This window comes from Streptomyces sp. NPDC017936 (genome assembly GCF_044328485.1).
Classification (GTDB): Bacteria; Actinomycetota; Actinomycetes; order Streptomycetales; family Streptomycetaceae; genus Streptomyces.
This window is the reverse complement of record NZ_JBIRHK010000041.1, coordinates 1-1,498: the sequence shown is the minus strand read 5'-3', so window position 1 is coordinate 1,498 and position 1,498 is coordinate 1. Positions and strand designations below refer to the sequence as shown.

The following is a 1,498-nucleotide window of genomic DNA, read 5'->3' as shown; positions in this document are numbered from 1 at the left end:
CCCACGTGACAGGCACGGACGTCGACTGGCCGGCGTGGTTCACCCGGACCCCCGCCGCCACCGTCGACCTGCCCACCTACCCCTTCGACCACCGCCCCTACTGGCTGGCGCCGCACGCCCCCGTGGGCGATGCCCGTCGATTCGGTCTGGCGGGCACCGCCGACCACCCGCTGCTGGGAGCATTGGTCACGCCGGCCGAGGGAGAAGGTCTGCTGCTCAGCGGTCTGCTCTCGCTGCGCACTCACCCATGGCTGGCGGATCACGTCATCGCGGGCACGACTCTTCTGCCCGGCACGGCCTTCCTCGAATTCGCCCTCCAGGCCGCACGAGCCGCCGACTGCGAGGAGGTCGTCGAACTCACCCTGGAACGACCGCTCGTCCTGCCCCCGCAGGGAGCGGTCCAGATCCATGTGGTGGTGCAGGGAGCCGACGAGCAGGGCCATCGAGCCCTGGCCATCCACGCCCGCCCGGCCGAACGGGACGGTGAGCACGACCACCCGTGGACGTGTCACGCGACGGGCGTGATCGCCCCGGCCGCCCCCCGGCCACCACACGCCTTCGAGTGGCTGCCGACGGGCACCGTACCGCTGGACCTGGCCGACGCCTACTCCCGTCTGGCCGACGACGGCTACGCCTACGGCCCCGCTTTCCAGGGGCTGCGGGCCGTCTGGTCCTCGGGCGCCGACTTCTACGCCGAGGTCGAGATCGCCGAGGCACAGCGCGCCGACGCCGCCCGCTGCGGCCTGCACCCGGCGCTTCTCGACGCCGTGCTGCACGTCCTGGCCCTGGACGGTCTCGCCGACGGCGGCTCTGCCCAGGTGCCCTTCTCCTTCACCGGCGTACGGCTCCGGGCGCACGGCGCGACGGTGCTGCGGGCCCGGTTGCGGCGCACGGACGGCGGGGCAGCGATCACGCTCACCGACTCGGCGGGAGAGGTCGTCGCCGACGTCTCCTCGCTGGCGATGCGAGCGATCGACGCGCGGGGCGTCGCCCCCCTGACGAGGCGACCCCTGCACACGGTGCGCTGGGTCCCCCTGGAGACGGAAGCCGCCGCCGACGGGGCCTCTCTCGACGCGGTGGTGGTGCGGGTGTCCGCGGGTGATGCCGTGGAGGAGGCCGTGACCACGGTGTTGGCTCAGCTGCAGGACCGGCTGGCCGGCGACGGGCGTGTGGTGGTGGTGACGGCCTCCGGTGACGCGGCGGGAGCCGCGGTCGGCGGGTTGGTGCGGTCGGTTCAGGCGGAGCACCCGGGGCGGGTCCTGCTCGTCGAGGCGGAAACCGACTGTGAGGAGGAGGCGCTGAGGGCCGCGGTAGCCAGCGGTGAGCCCTGTGTACGGGTGAGCGACGACGGGTTGTCGGTGCCGCGTCTGACACGGGTCACGCAGGACGCCACGGCGACCACTGGCCCGGCGTTCGGTCCGGAAGGCACGGTGTTGGTGACCGGTGCGACGGGGACGTTGGGCCGGGTGGTGGTGCGGCATCTGGTGGAGCGGTACGG

At 73.4% G+C, this 1,498-nt stretch carries 1 protein-coding gene; it reads left to right on the top strand.

Features of this window, described 5'->3' with window-relative positions:
• Positions 1 to 1,498, top strand: a 1,498-nt coding sequence (locus ACH4F6_RS39950) for a polyketide synthase dehydratase domain-containing protein (RefSeq protein WP_397965595.1), incomplete at both ends; no start/stop codon positions are given.